Genomic DNA, 19506 nt, shown 5'->3' on the forward strand with positions numbered 1-19506 from the left:
CGGTCCCGGAACGGCGCCGACGAACCGTCCGAGGAATGAAGCCTCTCTCGCCGTCTGCAATGTGCCCGAGCGGAATCCCGCTTCAACGATGACGGTCGCTCCCGACATCGCGGCGAGGATGCGTGAACGATCGAGAAACCGCTGCCGTGTTGGAGGGGATGCAGGTGGCGCCTCAGTGAGCACAAGCCCTCGGTGTGCGATGTTCTCGATCAGGTCTGCGTGACCGACGGGGTACGCGCGGTCGAGGCCAGAAGCGAGAACCGCGATTGTGTTGTCTCCGTGCATGAGTGCCGCGCGGTGTGCGGATCCCTCGATTCCGTAAGCACCACCGGCGACGAGGACTCTGTCGCTCTCGGCGAGGTCTCCGGAGAGTTCCTCGGCGACGTAAACACCATAGCCAGTTGCCGCCCGTGCACCCGTCACCGTAATGCGCTGGGCGAGCGGTGCGGTGAGGAGTTCAGTACGTCCCCGCGTCCAAAGCGCGTACGGGGTCCGTGCCCCGAGATCGTTGAGGGCCGTTGGCCATTCGGAATCCTCGGGGATCAGCACCCGGTAGTCGCCTCCTGAGCCCATGCGCGATGCGACGTGATCAGGGTTCGCAGTCAATCGCAAGCGATGTCGCCATACCGCGGCCTCCACCCGATCCAGACCCGGGATCGACGAGTCACGCTCGATGAAGGAGATCAGCTCGACCGCGCCGACTCTCATGAGGAGACCAGCGGTCACGGTGTCGTTAGGAGCGTCGATCAGCGCGAGCACCATACGGGCAGTCCGCTCATCCTTGGCGAGGTGCGAGAGCGTGGGCATGACAGCCTCCTGGGTGTTGAGATCTCGATAGGAAGGTGAGCAGGATCAGCCCTTTTGGTTCCTGAAGAGCAGGCGTACCCTGGAAGGCGAAGCAGGTTCACAACTCTGCAGGCCCTTCGGGGCGGCCCTCCACGGGCACTCGACACACATGCTGCTTCCTCGACGGAGAACGACGTGTGACGAGAGGCCCATCATGATTCGTTCGATTTGGACGGTCAGTACCTTCATCCATGCTGTCCTGCAGCGGTGCGCACCTACGAACATCGTTCTTGACCGCATCCGGCGTCGCCGCGGACTCAAGTGGGGCGTATCCGCAATGCTCCTCGCGGTGCCGTACTTGATCGCGGCCAGCCTGTGTTCCGCAGCGGTCGGCGATGGCGCCCCAGGGTGGCTGAACCTCATCATCCTGCTGTGCCTGTGGAACGCGATGAAGTTCATCGTGGCGGGACCCGTCGCCGTGGTGCTCCTGCTCCGTGCTCGGCGTCGAGAGGCCGTCGCGAGGCGCTCGTCCGAGCGGGCGAACGCAGCTGTCGAGCTTGTCGCCGCCTGAACATCCGACCGATCTCAGTCCGGGATCTCGCCGGTGCGTTCGTCGATGGTGGTGAAGAACGCGTCCTCTGCGGCATAGCGCGCTTGGACCTGTTCGATGACGAACTCGACGAAGTCGGCGTCTCGGTCAGTGATGACATGCTCGACGATGTCGACGGTCCGGTCTTCCCCAGGCCAGACAGTCTGCCGTGTCGGACGATCCCGATCGAGGCGGGTGCCACTGACCGTGACCCAATCGCGCAAACGCTGGCGAGCATCCGCGAAGTCGCGATGCCAGCCCAGTGGTGCCGACCCGTCTTGCTCGGCGTCGTAGGCGCAGAGCCAGTGCAGGTGGAGCGCGGACAGCTCCCAGACCAGCTCGGGATGGCGGTGCCAAAGTGGCGGAATCACCGCCGCCGGGATGCCGTACTCCAGCCGGAGCCAGTTCACCCAGCGGTTGAGTTCGAGGAGTTCTTGCTCAAGGTCGTGTGAGGTGAGCAAGTTCCAGTTGATCGGGTGCGGTGGCTCCGCAACGAGATCGGGCTCAAACGGCTCAGCGTGCATGCTCTCGGGGTCCTCGTTGAGGGCGTCGTCGTCGTTCATCGTTACGTTCCCGTTGGATTAGCGGCCGAGGGACGGAGCGCTGCTCACGGCTGGCTGCGCTCGGGGGTCAAACGCACGACTAGGCTCGCTGGCAGCGCGGTTCCGGTCGGCACCTCGGGGTGACCGGTCGACGTCGTACCGGGTGCGTGCGGTGTCGTGACCGATGCGCTTCGCGACGAACTCTTCGCCTTCGACTGTCTGGCCTTCGCGCTCATAGCTCACAGGCCGCTGGTATCCCTCGGCGAGGAAGTTGTCACCCTTCGCGAACTTCGCGGACGCGCGTTCGGCCGAGCGTCCAAACATGACGAGGTGGTGGTAGCTCGTCTCCAACTGCGTGAAGGTACCGTCCTCTTCGCGACGAAAGTGCTCCTGTCCGAAGCGGAAGTAGAGGCGTGGGTTCCCGTTGGTGGAGTTCGTCAGCTGTGGCTCTGAGGCGACGAAGCCCGAGACGGATTCTTGCGTGTGGATCGACATGATCAACTTCCTATCTGGTCAGGTGGCCGGGTTTGCTCGGCCACTGCGTCAGGTAGGTGCGCGCCGCTCCCCGGAGCGGTCTGATTCGTCGTCGGGCCCTCAAAGAGTGCTTCCACGGCCGTGCGATCGAGCCGGAGCTTGTCGCCGTCAGCGCGCTTCGGCCACGGATGCAGGTTTGTGATGATCGGTGGAGCCGATCGGAGCAAGATGACGCCGGTGCCGAACGGGAGGGTGCGGACGCGGTCGGGCGGCAAGATCGGGACACGGCGGACGGAGCGCTGGTTGGAGCGTGAGCCGTAGTCGCCTAGGGTCACGGCGTCGGTGAACTCGTCCCGCTCGCCGATCAACGTGGAGAGGTCCTGGAGGTCGCGTGAATTGGATGCGCCGCCGAGGATGATCTTCGCGATGCTGGCGTCCCAGATCGCAGCAGCTTGGTTGTCCGACCACTTGTCTCTCGCTTGAGCGAGCGACTGAAGCACGGGCATCGTTGTGATGCCAGTGCCGCCGCCTTCAGCCATGAGCGTGGGAAGTGACGGCAGGGGTGCGAGGTTCCCGATCTCGTCGAGTGCGAGCAGGAGCGGCGGATCAAGGCGTGCGCCAGGCGAACGCGCAGCCATCCGACGCGCGGTCTCGACGAGGTCTTCGACGAATGCAGCGACGAGCGCGGCGCTGTTTCCGGCGCCAGCTCCGGTCGCGAGTAGGTAGAGCGTGCCGCGGCTAAGGATGAATTGCTCGGGGTCGAAGTGTTCGTCCTCGGACGGGCTGACGGCATCCAGCACTCTGGGATCGGCGAGCGCGGCGAGAGCAAGGGAAACGCCCTGCCAGATGCTGTCACGCGTGCGCGGATCGGCGTCGAGCATCGCCTCCAGCGATTCGGCCCATCCCGTCGCGGCGAGCGGTGAGCCAGTCAGAATCGCGACGGCTTCGGCTGCCGCGGCAGGGTCGAGGGTCCAGCGGAAAAGTTCCGTCGGGCTTCGCTGATCGAGTGCCGCGGCGTGCAGGAGCGCCTGGAGGGCGATGCGCGTCTTGCCTTCCCAGAATCCTCCGCCTTCAACACCCCCGGAGGACAGTTCGGTCGCAGCGGCGAGGCCGGTGGCGCGGATCATCGCAGTGAGCGGATCGTCGCAGCCGCGGATGGGTGACCATCTCAGCCCGGCGGGGATTCCGTCCGCCAGACGCTGGGGGTCGAATACGGCCACAGGGCCGATCCGTTCGCGCGACTTGAGGGAGACGGTGAGGTTGTCGGGTCTGGTTGACGTCGTGACGACCGCTCCGGGCGCATCGAGGATCGCCGGGATCACGATGTGCAGACCCTTGCCGGATCGAGGTGGCCCGATCAGCAGGATCGAGTCCTCAACGCTCGCCCAGATCTGCTTGCCATGCGATCGCCCGAGCAGATAGCCCACGTCTTGAGGCTTGGGTTGTTCCAGCGACGGGCGCAGTGTGGCAGCACGGCGGAGCAGCGCCTTGATCGACGCGCTGGACGCCACGTCGTGTGCACTGGCGGTGCCCTGGAGTCGACGCGGGTCAGCATCAATGGAGTGCGAGTGGCGCCGCAGCATCGCCCAGGCCCATCCGCATGCAGTGCCGAGCAGCGCGAGCATGAACGCTGCGACGACCCAGAAGGCCACGACGTTGAGCCCAGGCGCTTCGAGCGCTGCCGCAGGATCAGCGGGGTCGAAAAGTACGTTGACGCCACCAGCGATCCCGACGTGCGGTTGTTCGGCGCCAGTGACAGTTGCAGTCACAGATCCCGCACCACGAAGGACCGCGGCGACACCGAACATGGCGACGAGGCCGATCAACGACGCGTTGGTCAGTTCGTCGCCGAGTCCCCGGCTGCGCGCAGGTGGGGTGCTCATGACGGCAGGCGCTCCGAGACGATGACGCCAGAGATGTGGCCGATGAGCAAGATCTCCGACGGATGTTCCACGAGCTGGCTCAGGTCGACTGGAGCACGAGCGCTTCCATCGGCGGAGCCCTCCGTGCTTGCTACCGAGAGGGCGACGGTGATGTCCTCACCGGGGATGAACCCTGATCCGTGGACCTCGATGAGCTGGCGCGTCGGCCGATGCCGCGCTCGCCGCATCTCGCTCGCTTCATCGATGCGTTCGCGTCGCTTGGCATGAACGATGTCGGTGAAAACGGAGCCGTCATGCTCTCGTACTTCGACGCGGACGGTGCGGGCGCGGTGGTCGGAGAGCGCATCGAGCAGTTCACCGAACTGCGCCCGCGTCCAGTCGCTATTCGGACTCGGAGGCGGGAACTCGCGGCCGTCGTAGATCACGCGCATCGCACCGCGCGCGTCGACCCGGATGCTGGCGAGCGGAAGGTTGACAGGTGATTCGGACGCGGTTTCTCTCGCGCTGCGATTGCTCATGCCCGTCAGGTGCGCGATATTCCTCCCGCTTGGTCATGGCGCTGCAGGTTCGAGTTCCGTCGGAACCGTCGTCCAGAAAGAGCCTTGACGCGTGTTCACAAATCACTGGTCAAGGCCGGTCCCAGAACTCAATAGGCTCGGCATCCATGACCCCTCGTGCACACAGCAGGTCGAAATTGTCAGTCGTTGCTTCCTTGCGCGGCGCTGTCACCGAGCACCTTGATGAGACGGTTTCGGATTCGTAGTTTGCGTTGTTCGAAAAACTCGCTGAACCCGTCGAGGTCGAGCGGGAGGCTGTCGAAGTCGTTCTCGGCGAGATAGCTGGCGCGCTTGGCCTCGTTGGGGAACGCGGTCTCGATCCACGTGGCGGGCAGGGCATCCTGCTTCTCGATGTTGGCGGTTCCGGCGAGGAGCTGGAGGTTGGGAAGCAGGTTCACTGCGGCCAGATAGTCGTCGATCTTGTCGTGTGGAATCCCGGCCTCGGTGAGCTTCTTTTTCGTGAAGCGGGACTTTGGGAAGACGTGGTCCTCGTGGAACTTCTTACTCAGATCCAGGCCCGGATAGAGCACCGACAGCACGGAGAAGGTTCGCTGACCGGCGTACTTGAGGTTGAGTAGCTCATCAATCTCGGCGTTGTCGAACGAGAGACCCTTCCCGACTGCTGCCATCGCGTCCTCGACTGCGAGCACTGGGAACACACCCGTGGTGTTGGCACGCAGGACATCGCGGATGCGGGTGAGCAAGGTGTCGAGCCCGGATCCCCAAATGCCACGCTTGACAAGGGAACGAGTGACCCACCGCTGCAGCGCGAGCCGGTCGGCTGCGTCCGCCGTGGAATCGAGGTAGGAGTCGCCCGCGCCGCGCAGGTGCAGATAGTGAGCGATCGGCACGATGACGCTGTTGGCCGTCAAATTTCGCTCGTTGTAGCCGAACTGCTGCAGCAAAGTTGCCGCGCGCAGGAGAGCGCCCTCGATCTGCGGCCACTGCTCCTCTACCTTTGCCATGTTCGTCTGGGTGAAGTTGCTGACCTTGAACCGCACATCCACGTCTGTGATCGTCAAAGCGGTCTTGAGTACAACGTCCTTCGAGAAGGAGAACTGCCGCCCGGCGTTGCTGTTGATCTCGCTGACCAGCGAGCGTACCTCTTCGCGGGCGTCGAGTTCCTTCCACTGGTTCGTAGCCATCGACAGTAGGAGATCGGAGTACGACAAGGTAGTACCGCCACTATTGACCCGGACGAAGATCTCCAGCACCTTGTCGGCGTCCTGATCGGTGACTAAGAAGTAGTTCATTGGCTTGAGTACGCGCACCGCCTCGTAGAGGTCGTACAGACGCTGGAACGCATCACCTGAACCGCCGATGCCGCGATGTTCCAGTTCCTTCATGATCGCTGGCCCGGCGTTGGCGAGGTCGAGCACCGCTCCGACGCGGAACCATTTGTGCGGCTCGCCATCGGCTGCTGCTGCGTCACGGTCGGTGAGGAACCGCAGATCGTACTTGGTGCCCAGTTCCTCGTCTTCAGAGTCATCGACGAGATTGAGGTAGAGACGCTTCACGGGGAACGCGTCGGCGCTGTTCCACCAGGCGTACTTCTTCTTCTCCGCGAAGCTGCCGTACAGCGCGATGTTCAACGACGTGAGTCGCTGCTGGCCGTCAAGCACCGCCGTGGTCGGACTGCCGTGAGGCACTGTTGCCTTGTCGGCATAAGGATTGTCGCGCTCGTGGTAGTTCGTCAGGAACTCGTAGAACGTGTAGGACTGCGCGGTCTCGGGCTTGACGTCCCACAGTAGGAAAGAGCCGACCGGGTAGCCGCGCATCAGACTGTCGACGAGCTTGGTGATCTGGTCTGGACCCCAGACGAACTCACGCTGGATCGCGGGCATCAGGTACTCGCGCCGATGAATCGCGGTGAGCATCTCCTCAACGCTGCGAGGTGTTTGAAAAGACATGAGTGCGCATCCCCCTGGATCGGCGATCAGCCACGGTTCTCAAAGTGGCGTCCACATCGGAGTCTATCGACCGACCAAGACCTACCAGCGACGCGTGGTGAGGAGAACGGAAGCGAGTCAGGTGGAACGTGTCGTGAAGACCAAAACCGGGGATGACCTGGGATTGCAAGTGGCCTCTGAGCTCATCCATTTCCCGTCTAGAACGATCAAGATCATGGCGGTCAGGGCCCGCGGAAACCATCAGGAATCGTGCGAAGTCTAGCGACTGATCATCCGCCCAGTCGTATCGAAGAGTTGCAGCTCGGCCGGGTGCAGCTGGTGCTGGCACACGAAGGAACGGTCCTTGATTCGCCACAGTCCTTGACCGACGCCGAGGCCCGGAAGCAGCTTCTGCTCGGTGCCCGTGAGCCCGAGTGTTCTCGCAGTGCTGCCGAGCTGGTCGGACTCCTGCCGGTAAATGATCCTCGTCTCGGCATTGGCCAACAAGCTGTTCGCGAGGGCGCGCATCGCCGAGCCTTGATCGCCGACGTTTTCCAGGTCGGTCAGCTTGTGGAAGATCAGCATGTTCGCGATCCCGTAGTGGCGTGCAAGTCGCCAGTGCGCGTCCATTCGTCGCAGTAGTGCCGGGTGGGACATGAGGCGCCATGCTTCGTCGTAGATACACCAGCGCTGGCCACCGTTGGGGTCAAGCAGCGCAGACTCCATCCACGCCGAGGAGCAGGTCATGAGGACCGAGACCAGTGTCGAATTTTCCGTCACTCGCGATAGATCGAGCGAGATCATTGGCAGGGTCGGATCGAAGGCCACTGTCGAGGGGCCATCGAACAGCCCGGCGAGGTCTCCAGCCACCAAGCGCCGGAGAGCATGACCGACGAGGCGCCCGTCCTCGGCGAGCCTTCCGTCAGGGTCAGCGCGCGCGGTCGGGCTGAGGATGTGTTCGACGACCATCGGCAAGATCGGGATGTCGTTGCTCCGCACGACCTCGGTCAGCGAGGTATCGATCGCGGTGTGTTCCAGCGGCGTGAGTGGGCGGGCGAGCACCGTCTCCGCGAGCGCGCCGATCAAATCCCGGCGACGGGAAGCAATCGTGGACGCCCAGCTCACGTCGCTCATGCCGACTGGCCGGTATCCCTCGTCAAGTGGATTCAGCCGCGTCGTGAGCCCGTGCCCGAGCACGATGGCCTGTCCGCCCACGGCCTCGGCGACAGCAGTGTGCTCGCCCTTCGGGTCGCCGGGCACGTAGACGCGGCGCCCGAACGGAAGCGATCTCGTGTAGAGGCTCTTGGCCAAGCTGGACTTGCCAGATCCAACGATGCCCGCGAGCACCAGATTCGGGGCGGTGATGATGCCACGGGCGTACAGCACCCACGGGTCGTAGACGAAGGATCCACCCGAGTACAGATCCTGACCGACGAAGACACCATCGGATCCGAGCCCTCCTTCGGCAAGAAACGGATAAGCCCCGGCGAGGGTCGCTGAGGTGTCTTGATGCCGGGGTAAGCGCAACTTCCCCGGGGATCGAAGCTGCGCTGGGCCGGGCTCACCGGCGGCAGGGAGATAGCTGGTGGCCCGCCGTTCGGCCAGCTCCGCGACGTACTTCGCATGGGCTGCTTGGCGCTCAGCGTGCTGCTGATCAATCTGCAACTTCGCGGCGGCTAGTCGGCGCTGCTTGCGCAGTCGTCGCTTCTCAGATGCCGGGGCAACGAGTACCGAGGTATAGAGCCGCTCGGCATCATCCCGATTCACAGTCCCAAACCCCGCTGCTGCTTGAGAGCCGTGATGTTCGCCGGTTCGAACCACGACGCCCGCTGCTGGCGTAGCGTCGCTGAACGTCCGCCGAACCTGCGTGAGTCATCCGGCAGCGCGTCTATCGACTCGACATTGTGGCGTCGGTAGAGGGCTACGTGCTCGAAGCTGTGACTGAACGTCAGGTGATAGTCCCCCTCGCGGGTCTCGTTCTCCAGCGGGCCGCTCGGCGGCACGTCGTAGACGTACCCGTTCTCCATCGCGGCGCTGGTGGTCTCGTCGCCGTAATCCCAGCTCTTCAGATGGTTCAGTCCCGCGTCGGCACCGTCGGCGTCGATCATGTCGAGCACCTCTTCAGCTTCTTCGCCTTGCAGGAAGACGACGCTGACCCACCGCTGCAGCGCGGCGTTGTCGGGCGCAGGAACGTCGTGCCAGGCGACACGACCTGCCGCGGATGCTGCGGCACTGAGTCGGTCTTCGGCTTGGTCGATGAAGCTCGCGGCCTGGTGCAGTTCATCGGCAGCCGTCAGTGCGTCCTTCGACCCCGTGGCATGGTTGCCGTGGTCATCGAACGCGCGAGAGCGGTTGTTGCTGTGGGCGGCCGCGAGCTGATCGAGAACCTGCCGCAGTGAGCGCACGCCGGAAAGGAGATCGCCGAGTACGCCGTAGATGTCTTGCGGGTTCTCGAACGTGCGCGTCGCATGCGCGAGCCCGCGCAGCGCCTCGGATGCTTCACCGGCGTCAGCGCCGGGATCGTAGAACGTGGGCATCATGGGCCTCCGAGTCGCTCGCTGTGGATGCCCAGAAGGTGCGCTGCGTTCGCCATGCGATGTCGTACGCTCCTGCGATACTTGCTGAAACGGATGACGATAGTGACCACTGATCCATCCAATGGAGAGAAAGCAGCCAGCGATGGATGAGGCACGAGAAGATCTGGACGACACCTCTGGCGATGTCGATGAGTCGTCTTCGGATCACGGAACCGAGTTGGACATAGCGACCTCCACAACGCTTGTCGAGATCAGCCCCGGTATGGCCGTCGTATTCGGCGACGTTCCAGAAGGTCTAGAACTTCTGGAGATGGACTTCATCCCCTCCTTCGACAGGGCCCAGCTCAACTCCGCGCTCGGCGCGCTGGGCAACGTCGGGACCATCGTCGGCAACGTTGGTGAAGCCATCGCGAGCGCTCAGGGGCTGTACCGCGTCAACGAAGCAACGTTGTCGCTCCTCAAGAGCGGAGGCCAGCTCGCGGCAAAGGACGGGGCGAAGCTCGGCGCGATCTTCAAGAACGGCGAGCTTGTCGCTCAGGCGCGCTTCATTCCAGCGTCGATGACGGCGGCAACCGCGATCGCGGCAATTGGACCGGCGGTCGCCATGCTCGCGCTTCAGATGCAGCTCGGCGAGATATCTGGTTTGGTGCGTACGAACATCGCGCTGACGACGCAGACCCTGAAGACCATTCGGAACGAGCAGTGGTCCGAGCTGGAAGCGCTGATCGAGGCGGTCGACGAAGCGGCCGATCACGTGCGAAGCATTGAGTCGGTCCCGGACTCGGTGTGGGAGTCGATCGCTGCGAGCTACCCAGCCCTCCGCAAGCAGATGAAGCTCTATCGGCGGAACGTGTCGGGCTACGTTCAGGAGCTCGGGAAGCTCAAGGGGCGATCTCGTCGCGAGTACCTCGAATCAAATGCCGAGGCGATGGTTTTCGATACGTACGCGCTACTTGGGTCGTTGAAGGCCTATGGCGAGTATCAGGCGGTCAAGGCCGTGCGGGCGCGGGCTCGTAGCGCCACCGATGCGAGTGAAGCACAACTATTCGAGCGCATCACTCAAAGCACGCCCGTTGAGATCCAGAAGGCACGTGAGGAGCTCGGTGATCTCACCGAGGCTCTCGTGCGCGAACTGCGGATCATCGCGGAGCTTCCAGGACGTGCGACGGTACCGCTCACCAAGAAGCGTAAAGACGCCAAGGCCGCGCGGCTGACTTGCGAGCAGCTCCTGGGTGCCATCGAGCCGCTCGCGAACAGCTTCCAGCTCCCCGTCGATATGCCGGAAGTACCGGGGATTCTCTGCGTGCCGGAAGAGCTCGACCTCGAGCCATATCTGCACGTGCTGCGGTGGTACTTGAACCGCGACGAGATCTTGCACGGCATAGCGTTTCCGTACGAGGCGCGTGGCGTCGCAGCCGCGATGCCGCCGATCCTTGCGAAGAGCGTGGACGCGTCCTGGGATGCGCTCGGGCCGGGCAAGTTGAGTGCCGTCGTCGAGGTCTTCGCATCGAGCACGTTCGTAGCTGTCACGGACCAGCGCGTGCTGACCGCGACACCTCGATCCTTGCTCAGGGAGGGCGAGCTTCGAGACGTGATCCCTTTGGGTGAGATCCGGTACGTGCGTCCGCGCCAAAACCAAACGGGCAGTGTCCGGCCCACAATCAACGTCGCGACTGACCGGAGCGACATCCGATGGATGTTTCCCGCCGCCGCGGACTCGGCACACATTGATCAGCTATCAACATCGCTCGGGGTGAAGCTGCAGCTCGGCTCCGGCGAACGCCTCCAAGTTGAAGCTGCATCGCCGACCGGGCGCGAAGACGAACACAGTCTTGAGGCGGAGACAAGCCGTCCTGAGGGCTGAAGCTAGACGACCCGGCAGAGGGGCAGCGCCGCCGCCGTGAATGCCTGCGCCTGCTGTCCGACGAGGAGCCGCGTCTCGCAGGAAGCCTGAATCGCGGCCTGCTCGATCGCGGCAACCGCGGCATCGAGGTCGTCCGCGGTGCGCGCTGAGACCGAGATGAGCCCCGTGTAGCGGAGCACGCCGTGTCCGGCGGTGAGATCGGCTTCCTGTTGCAATACGTCCTGGAACTCCGCCGCTTGCGATGCATCCTCGATCTGGCCGATCCGCTGGCGTTGGGCTGCGTCCGAGATGTACTCGGTCTTCTTCTTCCGGATGTCACGTGCCGCCTGATCAGAGCGCATCGGCGTGCACAGCAGCGAGAACGACCGTTGGATCCCGGTCGACAGCAGCAGCGGCGCGAGGAAGCCCGGGTAGACCATCGACCGCGGCCATTCCGAGATCCACAACACCGCGTGGAACGCCGAGTCAGTGCGAAGCCTCGACCACGACTCGTTCACCGCCACCGGTCCCGCGGTCGCGAGCGATTGCCCGAGTTCACCGTGACGTTCGAGTGACGCTGCGACCGCGGGGTCGTACGCAGAGCGCAGGACGACGGCGATGTCCCCGCACGAGAGCCATGAAGACGGCGAGAGGTCGGCGGAGCGCAGCGCGGCGACAAGTGTGGACATCTCCTGGCGAAGCACCGCAGCGGCACCACGGATGCCGCCACCGGCCGTGCGGATCTGCCGCGACGCCGCCCGAATGTCGAGCGACAGAGACAGCGTCGTGGCGTGGCGTTCTCCGGCTGGCCCTGCCCGTTCGATCAGCTCGGCATACGTGCTCGAGGCCCACGATGCATCTGCTGTGCCATGCGAGGCCCACCATTCGGCGAGGCCCGTCCCGGAGTCGGGCAGGATGCGCTCCAGCACCTGGAGCATCGAGATTCGACCGGACCGGCACACGGTCGCGAGCACACGTCCCCATGAACTGACTCTACGTTCCTGTTCGCCGGGGTCGAGGAGCACGAAAGCTGGATGCGAGACGGAGACGATCGCGGTGAGCGTTGCGGCGGTCGGGTCATGCACCATCCCGGCACCGGTGGCGGGATCGTCGTACTCACGCAATCGCGCCATGTCGCCAGGAAGCGCGAGCGATCCGGCGGGGCGCGGCTTCACGACGCGCCGACGGTAGAGTAACTGTCCGCCGGTGGTCTTCCATAGCCACCAGAACACGACGGGGATCCACTCGACGATCGCGCGCCCGGCGATCCGGATCCACGCCACTGCGGCAGCGATGAGCCAGACCGGGGCAGAGAAGGCGACGAGGATGCCGCCACCAGAGTAGAACGCCCACACGAGTGTGCCGACCCCGATTCCGAGTGCGATCAACTGTGAGAGCGACAATCCCCAAAGGACACCTCGCCGGGTCAATCGAGAGAACTTCACCGGGACGAGGTCTCCGGCCCGTCGGTCGTCATGGTCATTCGTCATGATGCGTCATTCCTTCCCGGGAGGCAGCGGTCGCGGCCGACTGGGCGGAGCCGGATCTGCGCGCGGGGCCGACGGCTGCGGTGTGGAAGGCGACACGGGGGCAGCGGGTACCGGAGTCCCCGAGTCGCCCGCGCTCGCCGCAGCAGTTTCGGCGGCGCCACCGACGCTCTGGCCGATCTTCGGTCCAGCAGTAACAGCGCCCTTGACGACTTCGGCCCCGATGACCGCGGCTGCAGCAGGCCCGGCCGCAGCAGCAGCTCCGGCACCAGCCCCAGATCCAGCGCCTGCACTCGTGCCAGCCGCAGTGCCGCTGGGGGTGGCGCCAGCCGCCGCCGTCGTGCTCGGCGCAGTGCTCGCGGGGCGAGTGGTGTTCGCACCCCCGCCGGACCCGCCGTCGAGAACCTTCTTGACGCTGTCGCCCTGCGGCTTCGACGGCACCGGGACGGGCCGGTTGATGGCGTTCTTCGCCTCCTGTTCGCTTCCCATCGCGTGGTAGAGGTCAAAGCCGAGGAACGAGATGAACCGGTAGACCATGTATGGCGCGAAGGCTGCAATGAACAGCAGCACGATGCCCGAGATTGGCTCGGTCACGGACGCGAGGTCTGCCTCGATCGGGGTGGACACCTGGGTGATCGCGATGAGGAACACGACGACGAGTACGAGTTTCGAGATGATCAGCGCGACGACGAACGCCGCCCATTTCCCGATCCATCCGCGGGTGACGTCCCACGCCGCGCCCGCGAACGCGATGGGCGCGAGCACGATGGCCACCAACAGCAGTGCTTTGCGAATCAGGAGCGAGAACCACACGATGGCGACCGCGCAGATCATGAGTCCTGCGAGGAAGATCGTGATGATCGCGCCGACGCCGGGAGCCGCGATGTTGATCGTCGTGAGGCCTGCGGTCAGGAGCGCGATCTTGTCGCCCATGGTCGCGGTCGTTTCCCCTGCGGCCTGGACGATGCCGACGCAGAGTTGGTCGACGATCTCCAGCGCGGTCGCGGTGAGCGTGACGACAACGAAGGAACCGAGTACTGCTTTGGCAGCTCCGAGCGCTGCGCGGGAAAGCGCAGCGGGTTCGCGCCGGATGAGTCCCAGGACCAACTGGAAGCAGAAGAACAGCAGGACGATGAAGACGCCGATGCCGAAGAGCAGGTTGTAGACGTCGATGTAGCCGGAGGATTGGACGTCGACGAGAGTGGTGCTGTCGAAGACGGTCCACATGGCTTCGATGAGCCATCCGGCAGCTTGTCCCATTGTGGCGGCGAGCCAATCGAACGGGGCAGACACCAGCGAAGCCGCGCCTTCGCCGACGGCATCGCACACGGTGGAGATGACGGGGATATCGCAGACACTCATCGCGGGGTTCCCAACGGGTTACGACCGAGTGGCCTCAGACCTGCTGTCCGACGTTCCAGAAGAAGTTGATCAACGTCACGGACGCGCCACAGATGACCGCAGCACCACAGGAGATGAGCACGCCGAGCTTGCCTCGTGAGGCAAGGTGCGGGTTCGACGAGTTCGACCCGAATCCCCAGACGATCGCGGCCACGATCAGCGCGAGCACGGACAGGACGAGCCCGACCGTCATGACGGCGCCGACGATCGTGCGTAGCTGCGCGATCCCGGGTAGACCGGAGTCGTTCGGAGTGATGTCGATGTCCATCGGCAGGGCGGTGGCGACGGTCGCGATGAGTTCGAACACGGTGGCTCCTTGGCATGAACACCGCCACGGGCGGTAGGCGAAAGATGGTCGAGAGCCAGGTGTGCAGCGCCTCACCACCAGTCGCATGCCGATTCGCACACGGGGCGATGAGGTCAGAGCTGTTCGCCGACGCTGATGAGCCAGTTCATCCAGGACACGCACCCGCCAGCGAGCACCGCTGCACCGAGCGCGACGAAGACCCCGGTGCGCGCTTTCGCCGCAAGAGCGGGGTTGCCGGTGGAAGTAGCGATCGCCCAGACGATCGCGGAGATGATGATCATGAGCACGGCGACGATCAGGATGATCGTGAGTGCAGCACCGATGGCGACTTTGAGGTCATCGATACCGCCGAGACCACCGAAGTCGGGGAACACGTTCATCACTGGCCCCCTACCAGTGCCGAGCACCCGGCGCCTGCGGTGGGCTCTGGGAGGTCTGCGGCGCCGTGGTCGTTGAGCCAATTTGCGGCGTCGACCGCTTCGGCGTTCGTGCCACCTGGACGGACTTCGAAGTGCAGGTGTGCGCCGGTCGAGCGCCCGGAGGAGCCGACGTCGCCGATGTGTTGACCGGCGACGACGTGCTCGCCGACGGTGACATGGATGCCGCTCTGCCACATGTGCGCATACGCGGTCGCAACGGTGACGCCGTCGATGCGGTGCTCGATCACAATGAGCCCGCCGTACCCGCCGGAGAACTCGGCGACTGTGACGACTCCGTCCGCGGCCGCGAGGATCGGCGTTCCATCCGGCGCAGCGAGGTCGGTGCCGGAGTGGAAGGCGCTCTCTCCGGTAAACGGGTCGACTCGCGGGCCGAAGTTGCCGGTGAGTACCCAGGTGTCCTCCGGCAATGGAAACACGACGCGGGCCGACTCCGCAGCGCTCGCGGTCGGCGCAGGAGTGCTCCCGGCAAGTTGCGAGGTGACGCTAGTGAGAGTGGCGAGGATCTTTTCGGCGACCGGCTCGTAGTTGTTGTACCGGTCGGGGAATCCGGATACCTCAACCGCTTGCGCGGCTTCGCCCTTGCTCAAGTTCTGCCAGTCGGGGATATCGAGCAGGCCACGCGGCGAGGGATAGTTCGGTCCCGTCGGTCCGCCGAAGAACGCCGCAGCCTGATACTCCGGATCCATCAACTCGGCGACCGATCCCCATCCGGATTGCGGGCGCATTTGGAACAGACCGAGCGAATCGTGATCGGATCCGTTTCCATCGTTCGGATAGTCGCCGGACTCTGGGTAGGTGCTCGTGTTCGCCAGCTGCCGCAGCGTTGACTCGGTGAGCGCAGCCATGAGCGCGATCTGGACGCCATCGCGGGTGACGCCATCGATCCGCGACCCAACAGAGATGATCGTGGCCGCGTGAGTGAGCTGCTGCCGATTGAGTGTGAAAGTCTCTCCGTTCGCCGTCGTCACCACAAGCGAATCCGGAATGGGGCCGACGGTGAGGCCCGTCGAGGCGAGGCACGCAATGACGGCGGGGTTTGCGACCAGACCGACCGCGACCAGTCCGAGCGTCGGGGCGAGGAACGCGAGCCCGATGAGTGCGATCGCGAGCTTCTTCAGCATGAGTCGGCCGTCCTATCGGAGCGGATTGTTCAGCTCGGACAGCCGCAGGGCGTAGCAACGGTCATCGGGCGGGCAAGCGATGAAGACCGTGAGTGCCACCTCTTGCTGAGCCGTGATCGGATCGCCGTTCCACGTGCCAGCGCGGTGACGGATGCCTTCGATCGTGTACGCCGTCGCGCCTTCGGGGAGTTGTCCGGGCCGTGCCTGCGAGAGCGCCTCTGACCAGGCATCCGGCACGTACATCGACGTGATCTCCAGACGTTGCGTCGTCGCGTACTGACGCAGTTGCACCCATGCGTTCTGCGTCGGCAGACAGGTGGCGATGTCGCCCGCGAGCCCCGGCTGCTCGGCACCGGTGGGATCGGCGACGTCGAGGATGACGTCGGTGTAGTCGAGCGGAACGAAACCGATGCCGGTGTCCCACGTGAACAGCGCCGTCGCGACGCTGCCTGCGAACGTCTCTGCATCTCGAGTGGGCAGGATCGTCGGAAGTCGCGGTGCCGTCGTGGCAGGTCGACGAGACTGCTCGGTGGTCGGCGCGGCGCTCGACGAGGTCGGCTCCGGCGAGTCCTCCGGCTCTGATGATCCGATGATGAGTCCGTAGGTGCCGACAGCGACGACGAGGACGGCCATCACCGCGACGGCGATCAGTGCGATCAAGGTGCGGCGCAAACGGGGAGCGGTCAGGTGCTTCATGCCGGGCAGGTGCGCAGCCCTGACCCCTGCTCAGATCGCGCGAAGGCTCCGCGCTGTCGTCTCGGTGTCTGAGTCGGCGTCGTTTCGAAATGCTCGGAGCTGCTCAGCGACGTCGACCGTGGCATCAACGACGTGGAGGAAGAGGTCGACCTCGGCGTCGCTGAGCTGATGAGCCAGGTCGTCGACGGTGAAGTGCCGCCACCAGCCGTCGAGCTCCGACCAGGTCACGACGAACGCGCGCACGGGCCACGGGTCATCGCCGTCCGTACGGGCAGCGGGGTTTGGCGACGGGCGTCGCTTGGGCATCCGCTTGCCTTTGATACGAGCCAGGGCTTCCTCGGCGAGTTTCGCCACGTTCTCCCCACTCGCGCCGGGTTGCGCTGCAGCGACGAGTTGGCGTGCCCGCTCGTAGCTCGGGTGCACGGCTGACCCGGATCCGATGAGCTCCAGCTCGGCTGCGACGCCCTCGCGCACGGACTCGGGCTGGGTCTCATCGTCGACGAGGTGCTGGAGGTAGTTGATCTTCTCGAGCGTGGTGTGAGAGGGGCCATCCGGGATCATCGCAGCGGCCTGCTCGCGTGCGTCGCCCACAGCCTCTGACGGTGCCGCAAACTTTGCGGCACCGTCATCTCCTGGCTGGTTCTCCCTACTGAAGCGTGACGCTTCCTGGCGGCGAGTGGCATCCTCTGCCATCAGCGTCTTGATCTCTCGGTACAGAGTCGCGTTCTCCAGTTGAGTGAGCGGCTTGTGGAGCACATTGTCATCTTGCTCGGCAAGCAGGTACGCAAGGTCTCCCGAGATGCCCGAACGCACCCACACTTTGACGTGCAGCCACCCGAGTTGCTTGATCGCGGCCAGTCGCCGTGCACCGCAGACGAGGATCCCTTCTGGCGTGACGGTTATCGGCTGCAGCAGGCCGTCCCGCTCGATTGATGCGGCAAGCGAGGCGAGGTCGCCGAGCTCCGTCCGATGGCGTCGCCCGACCCGAATGGAGCCGACCGACCGTTCCAGTTCAATGTGCCCGTTGTCGGTGCTCATCGCCTGCCCCCGTGCCTGGGCGTGGACATCGCGATCGTCATCACCAGGTCGTCATCACTGAGCAACGCGGGCAGCGTGTCGCCCACGAGCAGACGGAACAGGATGCCGCGACCGGCGCTGGTCGACCGGTATGCAGGATGTGGATGCCCGAGCAGCACACGCAGCAGCGCCGCCCACGAGTCGGCAGGCAGATCGAGCAGCGCTCGGGCGTGCTTGTCGCGGCGCAGCAGCTCGCAGGCGCTCTGTCGAGACCCGGCCCGCGCGACCGCGGCGCAGACGTACTCGATCGCGGCACGGGAGGTGCTCTCCGGCCATCCCAACGTCGTGAACAGAACGATCGACAGTTCGACCGCACGTTTGGCGATGTCGACGTCATCAGGTGCATCGGAGGCGTCGTCTTGGGTACACGGATGGTCGTCTTGGACGTGGAACGCCGGATGGTAATCGGCCAGCGGAGTCTCTCGATCGGCGAACCGTTCGGGGTCATGAAACGCTGAGACGTGCGGGCGGCGAGCTTGGTGAGTCGCGCACAACAAGCCTTGCCCGCGCTCCTCAGCGATGCAGGTGATCTGAACACCGCGAGTGACGACGGCCCACGGATCGTCTGCTTCCCGCGCGGAGCGGGTTCGCATGACATCGAATGCTGCCGACGCTGCCTCCCAGGGGTCGAGGCCGTGCTTACGTGCCAAGGCGCCGTACTTCTCGGCCGAGAACACGGCGAGATCAGCGGCAACGCGGTCGTGCGCCCAGGCGCGAGCACCCGCCTGATGCAGGCGATTGAGCAGGGCGCGCAGCCCTTCGCTCGTTCTGTAATCCTCGCGCGACTGCGGCGGAGAACTGTGATGGGTCATGGCGAAGACACCTCCTGACATGCAGGTGCGCGCCCGCTCCCCAGAGGGGGTCCTGGATGCCGGTGAGGTTCCCATCAGGTTGTCTCAAGCGTGTGGTTCAGGCGGCGCCGACCGCGCTGCGCTCTGTCCCGCGTCGAGAGGAGCCGTGCCCGAACGCGGAGGCGGGTGAGAGTCGTCGGGCTCGCTCCGCGATGCCGCGGATGCTGGTCGTTGCGGCATCGCGAGTGCGTCGATGAAGCTCGGCTTGGAAGTTGATCCCCGCTCCGGCCACGCGGGAACCGCTGCGCGCCATCAGATCCGTTGGGCGCACCCACTCGACGCCACGGCCGCGGTACGACGCCGGATTCACCACCGCCCACCGACGGCGACTGCGCACGCTTGTCGCTTCGACGGCCTCGGGGGCGGTTGCGACACCATCGTCGTCTCGATCAACGTTGCGCGGCGTTTCGTTCTCGATCTCGCTCATGACGGTGCCTCCTCGGATGTGGCGGATGCGGCGTCCATCCGTTCCTGCTCGATAGGTGTGCTGGCGAACCAACGGCCCACCGTCGACGGGTGAACGTCAAGCTCGCGGGCGATCCGCTTGTTCGACCATCCGTCCGCCCGAAATGCCGTTGCGCGCTCCTGCGGCGAGACCGACGTCACCGACTCGCTCGGAACTACGGATTCTGGCGCGCGGATCAGGAGCACCGTCAGATGAGTGATCGCAAGCAAGACCACCGGTGGCACGGCGGCGACGGCTGCGGCGAGGAGGCCGGGCACGTCTGAATCGGCGGCGACGACGGCGTGAAGCGAGTTCGCGGTCACTGATACTGCCGCAGCGCCCGCGAGGAGCGTCCATGGATACCAGGCGGCTCGTGCATCGGCGAGGGCGACGACGGCGACAGTCGAGACGACGATGACCCCGTCGACGATGAGCGGCCATGCCCACGCCTGTCCGTCGCCGATTCCTGAGCGCGCGGCGAGGTCCGCAAGCGAGGTGAACGACAACCAGAACGCTCCGGCGGCGATGAATACCGTGCCCGCGACGGCTGTCATGACGGCCACTCGTCGCCCCCCGATGTT

Annotated in this window: 19 protein-coding genes and 1 pseudogene; 2 read left to right on the forward strand and 18 right to left on the reverse strand. The window is 64.8% G+C overall.

Annotated features, from left to right (window positions below):
• Window positions 1–807 (reverse strand): DNA-processing protein DprA (locus tag IPV10_RS13530; RefSeq protein ID WP_207484697.1); only part of this gene is annotated, 807 nt, incomplete at its 3' end.
• A gap of 328 nt (window positions 808–1135) precedes the next feature.
• Between IPV10_RS13530 and IPV10_RS17350 the strand changes: the two genes are divergently transcribed.
• Window positions 1136–1357 carry a hypothetical protein gene (locus IPV10_RS17350; protein ID WP_307861137.1) on the forward strand — a complete coding sequence of 74 codons (222 nt, stop codon included), beginning with the start codon at window positions 1136–1138 and terminating at the stop codon, window positions 1355–1357.
• 14 nt (window positions 1358–1371) lie between these two features.
• Here the strand turns inward: IPV10_RS17350 and IPV10_RS13540 are convergent, their stop codons facing one another.
• From IPV10_RS13540 to IPV10_RS13570, 7 genes are all read right to left on the reverse strand, one after another.
• Entirely contained in the window at window positions 1372–1938 is a 567-nt protein-coding gene (locus IPV10_RS13540; protein ID WP_207484700.1) for a hypothetical protein, read from the reverse strand.
• Between the two features lie 18 nt (window positions 1939–1956).
• Complete coding sequence (locus IPV10_RS13545; protein WP_207484701.1) at window positions 1957–2412, reverse strand: single-stranded DNA-binding protein; 456 nt, start codon at window positions 2410–2412, stop codon at window positions 1957–1959.
• 2 nt (window positions 2413–2414) lie between these two features.
• The gene (locus IPV10_RS13550) at window positions 2415–4274 is read right to left on the reverse strand and encodes a type IV secretory system conjugative DNA transfer family protein (protein ID WP_207484703.1); all 1860 of its coding nucleotides are present in this window, start codon (window positions 4272–4274) and stop codon (window positions 2415–2417) included.
• Window positions 4271–4792, reverse strand: coding sequence for a hypothetical protein (locus IPV10_RS13555; RefSeq protein WP_207484704.1), 522 nt, complete (start codon window positions 4790–4792; stop codon window positions 4271–4273). Before IPV10_RS13555 ends, IPV10_RS13550 begins: the two co-directional genes overlap by 4 nt.
• A gap of 179 nt (window positions 4793–4971) precedes the next feature.
• Entirely contained in the window at window positions 4972–6708 is a 1737-nt protein-coding gene (locus IPV10_RS13560; RefSeq protein WP_207484706.1) for a DUF262 domain-containing protein, read from the reverse strand.
• 291 nt (window positions 6709–6999) lie between these two features.
• Window positions 7000–8487 (reverse strand): ATP-binding protein, encoded by a 1488-nt coding sequence (locus IPV10_RS13565; RefSeq protein WP_207484707.1) that lies wholly within the window; start codon window positions 8485–8487, stop codon window positions 7000–7002.
• A complete protein-coding gene (locus IPV10_RS13570) occupies window positions 8484–9257 on the reverse strand; it encodes a hypothetical protein (RefSeq protein ID WP_207484709.1) in 774 nt (257 codons plus the stop codon). The genes IPV10_RS13565 and IPV10_RS13570 overlap by 4 nt, the downstream gene beginning before the upstream one ends.
• A gap of 142 nt (window positions 9258–9399) precedes the next feature.
• On the opposite strand from IPV10_RS13570, the gene IPV10_RS13575 reads away from it, so the two are divergent.
• Complete coding sequence (locus IPV10_RS13575) at window positions 9400–11121, forward strand: hypothetical protein (RefSeq protein ID WP_207484710.1); 1722 nt, start codon at window positions 9400–9402, stop codon at window positions 11119–11121.
• A 2-nt stretch (window positions 11122–11123) separates the two neighbouring features.
• Here the strand turns inward: IPV10_RS13575 and IPV10_RS13580 are convergent, their stop codons facing one another.
• From IPV10_RS13580 to IPV10_RS13625, 10 genes and pseudogenes are all read right to left on the reverse strand, one after another.
• Window positions 11124–12590, reverse strand: a complete 1467-nt coding sequence (locus IPV10_RS13580; protein WP_207484712.1) for an SCO6880 family protein — start codon at window positions 12588–12590, stop codon at window positions 11124–11126.
• A 6-nt stretch (window positions 12591–12596) separates the two neighbouring features.
• Window positions 12597–13949, reverse strand: a complete 1353-nt coding sequence (locus IPV10_RS13585) for a conjugal transfer protein TrbL (RefSeq protein ID WP_207484713.1) — start codon at window positions 13947–13949, stop codon at window positions 12597–12599.
• A gap of 34 nt (window positions 13950–13983) precedes the next feature.
• On the reverse strand, window positions 13984–14256 hold the full coding sequence (locus IPV10_RS13590) for a DUF6112 family protein (protein ID WP_208323947.1): 273 nt from the start codon (window positions 14254–14256) through the stop codon (window positions 13984–13986).
• Window positions 14257–14408: 152 nt separating this feature from the next.
• A complete protein-coding gene (locus IPV10_RS13595) occupies window positions 14409–14675 on the reverse strand; it encodes a DUF6112 family protein (protein ID WP_207484715.1) in 267 nt (88 codons plus the stop codon).
• Window positions 14676–14698: 23 nt separating this feature from the next.
• Window positions 14699–15856: pseudogene (locus IPV10_RS13600) on the reverse strand (M23 family metallopeptidase); the annotation flags it as partial.
• Between the two features lie 12 nt (window positions 15857–15868).
• Window positions 15869–16552, reverse strand: a complete 684-nt coding sequence (locus IPV10_RS13605) for a hypothetical protein (RefSeq protein WP_207484718.1) — start codon at window positions 16550–16552, stop codon at window positions 15869–15871.
• Window positions 16553–16582: 30 nt separating this feature from the next.
• Window positions 16583–17590, reverse strand: a complete 1008-nt coding sequence (locus IPV10_RS13610; RefSeq protein ID WP_207484719.1) for a ParB N-terminal domain-containing protein — start codon at window positions 17588–17590, stop codon at window positions 16583–16585.
• Complete coding sequence (locus tag IPV10_RS13615) at window positions 17587–18441, reverse strand: hypothetical protein (protein WP_207484721.1); 855 nt, start codon at window positions 18439–18441, stop codon at window positions 17587–17589. The genes IPV10_RS13610 and IPV10_RS13615 overlap by 4 nt, the downstream gene beginning before the upstream one ends.
• Before the next feature lie 97 nt (window positions 18442–18538).
• Window positions 18539–18907, reverse strand: coding sequence for a hypothetical protein (locus tag IPV10_RS13620; RefSeq protein ID WP_207484722.1), 369 nt, complete (start codon window positions 18905–18907; stop codon window positions 18539–18541).
• On the reverse strand, window positions 18904–19479 hold the full coding sequence (locus IPV10_RS13625) for a DUF2637 domain-containing protein (protein ID WP_207484724.1): 576 nt from the start codon (window positions 19477–19479) through the stop codon (window positions 18904–18906). The genes IPV10_RS13620 and IPV10_RS13625 overlap by 4 nt, the downstream gene beginning before the upstream one ends.
• Between the last annotated feature and the right edge of the window lie 27 nt (window positions 19480–19506).

The sequence above is a fragment of the Microbacterium sp. SD291 genome, assembly GCF_017355365.1.
Taxonomy (GTDB): Bacteria; Actinomycetota; Actinomycetes; order Actinomycetales; family Microbacteriaceae; genus Microbacterium.

Excerpts from the sequence above, each read along its gene's own strand:
- IPV10_RS13540 (WP_207484700.1), bottom strand. The coding sequence starts at position 1,938 with ATGAACGACGACGACGCCCTCAACGAGGACCCCGAGAGCATGCACGCT.
- IPV10_RS13545 (WP_207484701.1), bottom strand. The coding sequence starts at position 2,412 with ATGTCGATCCACACGCAAGAATCCGTCTCGGGCTTCGTCGCCTCAGAG.
- IPV10_RS13550 (WP_207484703.1), bottom strand. The coding sequence starts at position 4,274 with ATGAGCACCCCACCTGCGCGCAGCCGGGGACTCGGCGACGAACTGACC.
- IPV10_RS13555 (WP_207484704.1), bottom strand. The coding sequence starts at position 4,792 with ATGAGCAATCGCAGCGCGAGAGAAACCGCGTCCGAATCACCTGTCAAC.
- IPV10_RS13560 (WP_207484706.1), bottom strand. The coding sequence starts at position 6,708 with ATGCTCACCGCGATTCATCGGCGCGAGTACCTGATGCCCGCGATCCAG.
- IPV10_RS13570 (WP_207484709.1), bottom strand. The coding sequence starts at position 9,257 with ATGCCCACGTTCTACGATCCCGGCGCTGACGCCGGTGAAGCATCCGAG.
- IPV10_RS13575 (WP_207484710.1), top strand. The coding sequence starts at position 9,400 with ATGGATGAGGCACGAGAAGATCTGGACGACACCTCTGGCGATGTCGAT.
- IPV10_RS13580 (WP_207484712.1), bottom strand. The coding sequence starts at position 12,590 with ATGACGAATGACCATGACGACCGACGGGCCGGAGACCTCGTCCCGGTG.
- IPV10_RS13585 (WP_207484713.1), bottom strand. The coding sequence starts at position 13,949 with ATGAGTGTCTGCGATATCCCCGTCATCTCCACCGTGTGCGATGCCGTC.
- IPV10_RS13590 (WP_208323947.1), bottom strand. The coding sequence starts at position 14,256 with ATGGACATCGACATCACTCCGAACGACTCCGGTCTACCCGGGATCGCG.
- IPV10_RS13595 (WP_207484715.1), bottom strand. The coding sequence starts at position 14,675 with ATGAACGTGTTCCCCGACTTCGGTGGTCTCGGCGGTATCGATGACCTC.
- IPV10_RS13605 (WP_207484718.1), bottom strand. The coding sequence starts at position 16,552 with ATGAAGCACCTGACCGCTCCCCGTTTGCGCCGCACCTTGATCGCACTG.
- IPV10_RS13610 (WP_207484719.1), bottom strand. The coding sequence starts at position 17,590 with ATGAGCACCGACAACGGGCACATTGAACTGGAACGGTCGGTCGGCTCC.
- IPV10_RS13615 (WP_207484721.1), bottom strand. The coding sequence starts at position 18,441 with ATGACCCATCACAGTTCTCCGCCGCAGTCGCGCGAGGATTACAGAACG.
- IPV10_RS13620 (WP_207484722.1), bottom strand. The coding sequence starts at position 18,907 with ATGAGCGAGATCGAGAACGAAACGCCGCGCAACGTTGATCGAGACGAC.
- IPV10_RS13625 (WP_207484724.1), bottom strand. The coding sequence starts at position 19,479 with ATGACAGCCGTCGCGGGCACGGTATTCATCGCCGCCGGAGCGTTCTGG.